The organism is Streptomyces colwelliae, assembly GCF_048158785.1.
Lineage (GTDB): Bacteria > Actinomycetota > Actinomycetes > Streptomycetales > Streptomycetaceae > Streptomyces.
Map to the genome: position 1 here is coordinate 1 of NZ_JBLTJC010000424.1, position 8,221 is coordinate 8,221.

Sequence of the window (8,221 nt, forward strand, 5' to 3'; positions counted from 1 at the left end):
CCGGCCCGCCCACCCCGTGCGATGCGACGGTCACCGGCAGACCCTTCCAACTCCCGCTGAACACACGGTATTCGCGGTGGTAGGACACCTCCTCGGCACCGTCAAGCAGCGCGGCGACGGCGGCGGCGCGCGCCGGGTCGCCGACGACGACCGCGTGCGCGGGAAGTCCGGTGCGCGGTATGCGCGTGATGGGCAACAGGTCCTGCGTCATGTGGTGGCTCCGGAAGGGGAGTTGACGGTACGGCGACGGCGGCGGGCCGTCGAGAGGAAGAGGGCGACGAGCGTCACGACGTACGGCGCGGCATCCGTGGCCTGTTGGGGCAGGCCGACGCCCTGGAGGCGGAAGCCGGCGGCCTCGGCGAGACCGAAGAGCAGCGCGGCGAGCAGCACGCCGACGGGCGCCGCGCGGCCCAGCATGACCGCGACGACGGCGATCCAGCCCCGGCCCGCCGTCATGTTCTCGGAGAACAACGTGACGTTGCCGAGCGCGAGTTGGGCTCCCGCGAGCCCGCACAGGACGCCCGAGATCAGTACGGCCGCGTACTTGTACTTCGCCGGGCTCACCCCGAGCGTCGCCGCCGCGTCCGGTGCCTCGCCCACCCCGCGCAGCCGCAGCCCCCACACACTCCGGGACAGCATCACAGCGGCCACCGCGACCGCGACGAACGCCAGATACGCGAGCGGGGTGAAGCCACCGATCAACGGCAGCCCGGCGAGTGACGGATCGTCGAAAGTGCCCTGCACACCGAAGACCGTACGCAGCAGGAAGCTGGTCAGGCCAACTGCCAGGAGATTCATGGCGATTCCGAGAACTACCGCGTCTCCGCGCAGAGTTACCGCACCCACGGCGAGGATCAACGAATACGCGGCCGCCGCGAGCGCCGCCGCCAGGACGCCGAGCCAGGCACTGCCCGTGAACCAGCTCGTGGCCACCGACGTGAAGCAGCCCATCAGCATCATGCCTTCGAGGCCGATGTTGAAGACGCCCGCACGCTCGCAGATGGCACCGCCGAGGGCGGCCAGCAGGATCGGGGTCAGCGCGCGCAGTGCCGACATCAGCAGATCGGAGTCGAAGAACATCAGGCGGCCCCGATTTCCTGAGACTTTTCCGGAGAGGCTCCCCGAGAGCTTTCGTGCGGGTCTTCCTGAGCACGTCTCCTGAACCACCCACTGGGGAAGCGCAGTCGGGCCGCCAGGAACACGATCACGATGGCCTGGAGCACCTGTGTCAGCTCGCGCGGCACCTCGGTCGTACGCTCCATTGCCAACCCGCCGACCGCGAGGACGGCGAAGAAGAAGGAGGCGACTACCGTGCCGAGCGGTGCGGCGGCTGCCAACAGGGCCGCCGTAAGTCCCGTCCAGGTGTAGCCGGGTGCGGTGAGCGAGCCGTCGACGAAGCGGTACGGGAAGCTCAACACCCCGATGGCGCCCACGAGTCCGGCCAGCGCGCCGGAGACGGACATCAACTTGAGGGTCAGGCCCCGGCGTTCGACGCCCGCGTAGGCGGCGAAGCGGGAGTTGAGGCCGGTCATGCGGATCTCGTAGCCGAAGGCCGTGCGCTTGTCGGTGAACCAGTAGGCGGCCGCCGCGAGGACGACGAGGAGCAGGCCCACCGTCACCGTCGAGTCGCCGAACGCTGGCAGCGCCACGCCGTCCGGCATCGCCCAGGTCTGGGGGAGGCTGGAGCCGGGTTCCTTGAGCGGGTAGCGCGCCAGGTAGGAGGCGAGGGAGACCGCCGGGTAGCTCAGCAGCAGGCTGCTGACCAGGAGCGGAACGCCGAGACGGTTCTCGCACAGGGCGGCCAGCGCGGCGTACACGGCGCCCGCCGCCATGCCCGCGAGCAGCGCCAGGGCGACGGTGAGCGGTGCGGGCAGCGGCGAGTACAGACCGGTCACGGCCGCCGTGATGCCGCCGAGGACCATCTGTCCGTCGCCGCCGAGGTTGATCAGCCCGGCCCGCAGCGGGATCGCCAGCGCGAGCGCCATGCCGAGCACGCTGGTGCCGGTGCTCAGCGTGGAACCGATGCCGTCCGCGCCGAGCGAGCCGGTGAGGACCGCGCCGTACGCCGTGAACGGGTCCGCGCCGGTGCCGACGAGGAACAGGGCGCCGATGACCAGGCCCGCGAGCACGGAGAAGGTGATGGGGGAGCGCAACACCCCTGATATGCGCGGTATATGAGTGTGCGTCATGTCAGTCGACGGCCTCCGTCGGCGCTACGGCTCCGCCCGCCATGGCGAGTCCCAGTGCCCGTTCGTCCGCCTCGTCCTTCGTGTACGTCGCCGTGACCCGGCCCTCGTACATGACCAGGACCCGGTCCGCGAGGCCCCGGATCTCGCTCAGTTCGGCGGAGACGAGGAGGACGGCGTGACCGGCGTCGCGGTAGGCGACGATCTGGTCGTGGATGTTCTGGATGGCGCCGATGTCCACCCCGCGCGTGGGCTGTTCGACGAGCAACAGTGGTGCCTCGTGGGCGAGTTCGCGGCCGATCAGCAGCTTCTGGAGATTGCCGCCGGACAGCGCGGAGGCGGGCACCTCGGGGGTGGCCGCCTTGATGCCGAAGCGCTCGATCAGCCGACCGGCGTGGGCGCGTACGGCCGCGGGCGGCAGAAGTCCCTTGGTGGACAAGGACGTTCGGTGGTGGCCCATCGCGAGGTTGTCCGCGACGGACGCCGCCGGTGCCGTACCGACCGCGTGCCGGTCCTCGGGGACGTAGGCGAGGCCCTGCGCTCGGCGCTCGGTGGCCGAGACGTGGGTGATGTCCCGGCCCTTGAGCGCGACCCGACCGGAGGCGACCGGCCGTAGCCCGGCCAGGGCCTCGATCAGCTCGCTCTGGCCGTTGCCCGCGACGCCCGCGATGCCGACGATCTCCCCGGCGTGGACGGTGAGTCCCACTCCGTGGACGGCGTCCGTGGTGAGGTCGGTCACGTCCAGGACCACGTCAGTGGGGGTGCCGGGCGCGTGGACGCGGTCCAGTTCGACCGCGCGGCCGGTCATCGCGGCCGCGATCTCGTCGGCGGAGGTGTCCGCCGTGACCAGACGGGCGACCACCTGGCCGTCCCGGAGCACGGTCACGTTGTCGCTGCCTTCGAGGACCTCGCGCAGCTTGTGGGTGACAAGGATCACCGTACGACCCTGCGCTGCCAGCGACTTGAGGACCGCGAACAGGGCGTCCGCCTCGGCCGGTGTGAGCACGGCGGTCGGCTCATCGAGGATCAGCGTGCGGGCGCCGCGATGCAGCAGCTTGAGGATCTCCACGCGCTGGCGCAGCCCCACCGGCAGGTCGCCGACCCGGGCGTCCGGATCGACGGCGAGCCCGTGCTCCTCGGCCAGCTCCCGCACCCGGCGGCGGGCCGCGGCCCGGTCCACCAGGCCGAAACGGCGCGGCTCGGCGGCGTAGACGACGTTCTCGGCGACCGTCAGCGAGTCGAACAGCTTGAAGCTCTGGTGGACCATGCCGAGCCCGGCGGCCATCGCGGCGCTCGGGTCGCCGAAGGTCACCTCGCGTCCGTCGATCCGGATGGAGCCCGCGTCGGCGCGCTCCATGCCGTAGAGGATCGACATGAGGGTGGACTTGCCGGCGCCGTTCTCGCCCATGAGGGCGTGGATCTCGCCGCGGTGGACGGTCAGGTCGACGGCGTCGTTGGCGAGCGTGCCGGGGAACCGCTTGGTGATTCCCCGGAGCTCGACCGCTGGGTCAACTGGCGGCCGGGTCATCGACCTTGAGCTTTCCGGAGACGATCTGGTCGCGCAGCGCCTTCACCTTCGCGAGGACGTCCTTGTGCTGGGCGATCACGCACTTCGACGAGTCGACGCCCGCCTCAAGACCGGTGAGGCTGATGCCGCCCTCCTTCAGGCCGTACGACACGGAGGTGCCGGTCTTGCCCGCGAGGACCTGCTCGACGCCCTTCTCCACGGCGACGTCCGTCTTCTTGATCACGTTGTCGACGACAGTGCCGGGGGAGGAGACGCACTGGTTGACGTCGACGCCGTACGCGAACGCGCCCTTGGCCTTCGCGGCCTCGAAGACGCCGTAGTTGCCGGCCGCCGCTGCCGCCATGATCTGGTCGGTGCCCTTGGAGAGAAGGGAGTTGGCCTGCTCCTTGGCGCGCGCCGAGTCGTCGAACGGGGACTGGCCGCCGACGAAGCGCGTCGACGCGGACGTCTTGGCGGCGACCTTCTTGGCGCCGGCCGCGAACGGGTCGCTGTAGCGCCGGAACTGGGGAGTGTCGAGCACGTCCACCGCGCCGACCTTGCCGCTCTTGCTGAGCAACCCGGCCTCGGCGCCCGCGAGATAGACACCCTCGTGCTCACGGAACACGGCGCACGTGACGTTCTGATACGTCTTCGTCGTGCACGCGTCGATCATCAGGAACTGCTGCTTCGGGTGCGCCTTGGCCTGCTGCGCCACGAGGTCCGCGAACTCGAAACCGACCAGCACGATCACGCTCGGGCTCGCGTCCACGGCGGCCTGCACGTTCTGCTGCTGGGACGCGGTGTCCGTCGACTCGTAGACCTTCTCGGTCCCGTCGTGCGTCTTCGCCGCGGCCTTCACACCGGTGACGGCGAGCTTCAGGAACTCGTTCTGCCCGACCGCGTCCGGCGTGACCAGAGTGAACGACTTCCCGCTGCCGCCGCTCGCGCTGTCCGAGGCGTCGGTCTTCGCGGCGGCGTTGCAGGCGGTGGCGGCGGTGCCCATGAGCGTGGTGGCGGCGACGAGCTGGAGCGTACGACGTGATCTGCGGAGCATGGGGACCTTCCGGGGTACGGCAAGGCGCGCTCCGACGGGAGCGCGTGCGACCAGATGGTGAGACGGGAGGAGACGAGGGGTGGACGCGAGAGGGACAGGTCAGCGTCGACAGCAGTCGCTCGCGCAGCGGCCGTGATCGAGGAAACGGCGCATGGTGAGCAGCACACGTCCTCCTTCGTCTCGGCCTTCGGGCTGCGGGAGCTGGACTTTAACATTCGTTTTGAGACACCCGCTCGACTGTCTCGAACTGTGGTTCTTCCAGGTCATGTACGGTGTCCGACACCATCGGAACAGCAGGAGTGTCCCGTTATGTCCCAGGAATTGCGCGCCGTCGACTGGACCGGCAGCGGCCTCGCGCTCATCGACCAGACCCTGCTCCCGCATCGCAACGAGACGGTGGATGTCCACGATGTGGACACTCTGGTCGACGCGATCCAGCGCCTCGTGGTGCGCGGCGCGCCCGCGATCGGAGCGGCCGGCGCGTACGGCGTCGCGATCGCGCTCATCGAGGGCGAGCGGAAGGGCTGGACCGAGGCCGAGGTGCGTGCGGCGGTCGCCCGTGTCCGAGAGGCCCGGCCCACCGCGGTCAACCTCATGGCGGGCGTGGACCGGGTCATGACGCGTTTCGCCGAGGGTCTCGCCGCGGTCCTCGAAGAGGCCGCCGCCGTCCAGCGCGAGGACGTCGCGGGCAACCGCGCGATGGGCGCCTTCGGCGCGGACTGGCTGCTCGAAAGGCTCCAACGCGGGGGCGTGGAGCGGCCGTTGAGGCTTCTGACGCACTGCAACACGGGCGCGCTGGCCACGGCCGGCTGGGGCACGGCACTCGGCGTCATCCGCGAACTGCACGCGCGTGGCCTGGTGGAGGTCGTCTACGCCGACGAGACGCGCCCCCTGCTCCAGGGATCACGCCTCACCGCCTGGGAGTTGGTCCAGGAAGGCATCCCGCACTACGTCCAGGCCGACGGCGCCGCCGCAGGCACGATCCTGCGCGGCGAGGTCGACGCGGCCATCGTCGGCGCGGACCGCATCGCGGCCAACGGCGACACCGCGAACAAGGTCGGTACGGTGGGTGTCGCGCTGGCCTGCGCGGACGCCGGCATCCCGTTCCTGGTGGCGGCCCCGACGACCACCGTCGACCTCTCCACCGAGACCGGCGACGACATCCACATCGAACTCCGGGGCGAGGCCGAGGTGTTGGAGTGGTCGGGAGTACGGACGGCTCCGGCGGAGTCGCGCGGCCACAACCCGGCCTTCGACGTGACCCCGGGCCGCCTGGTCACCGGACTGGTCACGGAGCGGGGTGTGTTGGAGGTGTCGGCGGGTGAACTCCCAGGCGACCACCTGAAGTAGCAGTGCTGGCGAGCCCCCGCGCCCCTGCTTTTTGCTTTTAGGGGCGCGGGGCTGTGTCGATTTGCGGCTCCGCCGCGGGGCGCGACCAGCCCCCACCGGCCGGCAGCCTGACGACTACGCTCCCCGCGGAGTGCTGAGCTCCAACTCCAGCAACCACTCCACCACTTCAGTGTGATGCCGCGCCTGCCTCGCATCGGCACCCCACACATACAACCCATGCCCGGCGACAACCACCGCAGGCATCCGAAGATCCCGAGCCGCTTCCAAACGATCGCCCAGCACCTTCATATCCTGGCTGTTGGCGATGACAGGCAGCGTCACCTCGACATCATGCGCAGGCTGCCCAACACCCTTGAGCATCTCGACGTCCTTGAACACGATCCCGCCCGGCGCACGCCGCCCCATGGCAACGGACGCAACGGTATGCACATGGACGACCGCCCCCGCACCGGTCAACGCGGCGACACGAGCGTGCAGTTCGGCCTCGGCAGACGGCTTACCACCCCGGACGGCGGCACCATCGGAGTCCACCAACACCACATCGTCCGCCGTCAGTTCACCCTTGTCGTGCCCACTTGCCGTCACCGCCAGCCGCAGCGGATCCCGGCCCACCACCACGGACAAGTTCCCGGAGGTCCCCCTCATCCAGCCGAACGAGGCGAACCGAGCGGATTCGGCGGCGAGTTGAGCCCCCGCCTCCTTCAGGTCGAGGTCACTGATCTCGCTGCTCACGTGGTGCTCCTTGAACTGGTGATGCCGATCTCGTCGAACGCCCCCGCCTGCGCGTGGTCGCCGACGCCTTGCTCGAAATACGGTTCCCCGGGCCGCCGTACACCGACCGCGTGCCAGCCCGCGGACACGGCCGCGTCCAGCTCGCCGGGCCGGTCGGAGAGGAAGAGCAGCCGGGACGGGGCGATGCCGGTCGCGTCCGCGATACGTCGGTACGACTCCGGCTCCTGCTTGGGGCCGGCGTTCTCCGTGTCGTAGAGACCGGAGACCAGCGGCAGGAGGTCGCCCTCCGGGCTCGAGGTGAACCACGCGCGCTGCGCGGACACCGAGCCGGACGAGTAGACGTACAGCCGCAGACCCGCCGTGTGCCAGGCGCGCAGGGCCGGTACGACGTCGTCGTAGAAGTGCGAGACGAGGTCGCCGCGGGCGAAGCCCTCGGACCAGATGATGCCCTGGAGGGTCTTGAGGGGTGTGGCCTTGCGGTCCTCGTCCAGCCAGGTGTTGAGGGCTTTCTCGATCTGTACGGCGTCGGCGTCCGGGTCGCCGGTCAGCTCGCGCACCTGCGCGACCGCCCGCGTCACCGCCGGATCGTCGCTCCGCTCGGCGAGCAGCGCGGCGAAGCGCGAGCGCGAGTACGGGTAGAGCACGTCGACGACGAAACCCGTGGCGCTCGTGGTGCCCTCGATGTCGAGCACCACGGCGTCCACGGTGAACTGCAAGGTCACGCGGCGGCCTTGTCCCGCTGGTAGCCCGCGTCGATCGTGTCGTAGTCGGGGAAGCGCGAGGCGATGGTCGAGCCGGTGAAGTTGCCGACCCAGCCGTCCTCCTCGTGGAAGAAGCGGATCGCGGTGAAGGCGGGCGCGGTGCCCATGTCGAACCAGTGGGTGGTGCCGCGCGGCACGCCCAGCAGGTCGCCCTTCTCGCAGTAGACGGCGTGCACTTCGCCGTTCACGTGCAGGTAGAAGATGCCGGAGCCGGAGACGAAGAAGCGGACCTCGTCATCGTCGTCGTGCGTGTGCTCCTGGAGGAACTTCGCGCGGGCGCCCGCGGCCTTCGCCGGGTACTCCGGGTCGTCGCTGGGGTGCAGGCCGAGGACGTCGACCGTGGTGAAGCCCTCTTCGGCGTTCAGTTTGTCGATCTCCGGGCCGTACGCGGCGAAGACGGTGTCGCTGTCGGCGTCGGCCGGGACGTCCTCGCGGATCGGCCACTGTTCGTAGCGGACGCCGATGGGGGCGAGCGCGGCGGCGATCTCGACGGGGTCGGAGGTGCGGCGCACGAGGGTCTCCGGGCCGGACTCGGACCAGGTGGTGAGCAGCGTCATGGGAACAACTCCGAAAAGTGGGAGGGATGTCCGGATGCTGGGACGAGCACCGGACGGGTGGGGGAGGGGAAGCC

9 protein-coding genes are annotated in these 8,221 nt (G+C 70.1%); 1 reads left to right on the forward strand and 8 read right to left on the reverse strand.

Going from position 1 to position 8,221, the window contains the following annotated elements:
* The 5 genes from ACNFOC_RS46325 to ACNFOC_RS46345 all read right to left on the reverse strand — a co-directional run.
* The coding region (locus ACNFOC_RS46325; RefSeq protein WP_521986728.1) for a phosphorylase family protein at positions 1 to 211 on the reverse strand (211 nt) is incomplete at its 3' end.
* The gene (locus ACNFOC_RS46330; protein ID WP_416965012.1) at positions 208 to 1,080 is read right to left on the reverse strand and encodes an ABC transporter permease; all 873 of its coding nucleotides are present in this window, start codon (positions 1,078 to 1,080) and stop codon (positions 208 to 210) included. The genes ACNFOC_RS46330 and ACNFOC_RS46325, both read right to left, overlap by 4 nt.
* The gene (locus ACNFOC_RS46335) at positions 1,080 to 2,189 is read right to left on the reverse strand and encodes an ABC transporter permease (protein WP_416965013.1); all 1,110 of its coding nucleotides are present in this window, start codon (positions 2,187 to 2,189) and stop codon (positions 1,080 to 1,082) included. Before ACNFOC_RS46335 ends, ACNFOC_RS46330 begins: the two co-directional genes overlap by 1 nt.
* Position 2,190: 1 nt before the next feature.
* A complete protein-coding gene (locus ACNFOC_RS46340) occupies positions 2,191 to 3,714 on the reverse strand; it encodes an ABC transporter ATP-binding protein (protein ID WP_416965014.1) in 1,524 nt (507 codons plus the stop codon).
* Complete coding sequence (locus ACNFOC_RS46345) at positions 3,695 to 4,747, reverse strand: BMP family ABC transporter substrate-binding protein (RefSeq protein ID WP_416965015.1); 1,053 nt, start codon at positions 4,745 to 4,747, stop codon at positions 3,695 to 3,697. Before ACNFOC_RS46345 ends, ACNFOC_RS46340 begins: the two co-directional genes overlap by 20 nt.
* Positions 4,748 to 5,056: 309 nt before the next feature.
* Between ACNFOC_RS46345 and mtnA the strand changes: the two genes are divergently transcribed.
* Complete coding sequence (gene mtnA / locus ACNFOC_RS46350; protein WP_416965016.1) at positions 5,057 to 6,097, forward strand: S-methyl-5-thioribose-1-phosphate isomerase; 1,041 nt, start codon at positions 5,057 to 5,059, stop codon at positions 6,095 to 6,097.
* Between the two features lie 114 nt (positions 6,098 to 6,211).
* Here mtnA and mtnB read toward each other — a convergent pair whose 3' ends face one another.
* Genes mtnB through ACNFOC_RS46365 form a run of 3 tightly spaced genes read right to left on the reverse strand, consistent with a single transcriptional unit; the run spans position 6,212 to position 8,147 of the window.
* Positions 6,212 to 6,829 (reverse strand): methylthioribulose 1-phosphate dehydratase, encoded by a 618-nt coding sequence (gene mtnB / locus ACNFOC_RS46355; protein WP_416965017.1) that lies wholly within the window; start codon positions 6,827 to 6,829, stop codon positions 6,212 to 6,214.
* Positions 6,826 to 7,551, reverse strand: a complete 726-nt coding sequence (mtnC, locus tag ACNFOC_RS46360; RefSeq protein ID WP_416965018.1) for an acireductone synthase — start codon at positions 7,549 to 7,551, stop codon at positions 6,826 to 6,828. The genes mtnB and mtnC overlap by 4 nt, the downstream gene beginning before the upstream one ends.
* Positions 7,548 to 8,147: a 1,2-dihydroxy-3-keto-5-methylthiopentene dioxygenase gene (locus tag ACNFOC_RS46365; RefSeq protein WP_416965019.1), complete on the reverse strand. Its 600-nt coding sequence runs from the start codon at positions 8,145 to 8,147 to the stop codon at positions 7,548 to 7,550. The genes mtnC and ACNFOC_RS46365 overlap by 4 nt, the downstream gene beginning before the upstream one ends.
* Positions 8,148 to 8,221 lie beyond the last annotated feature (74 nt).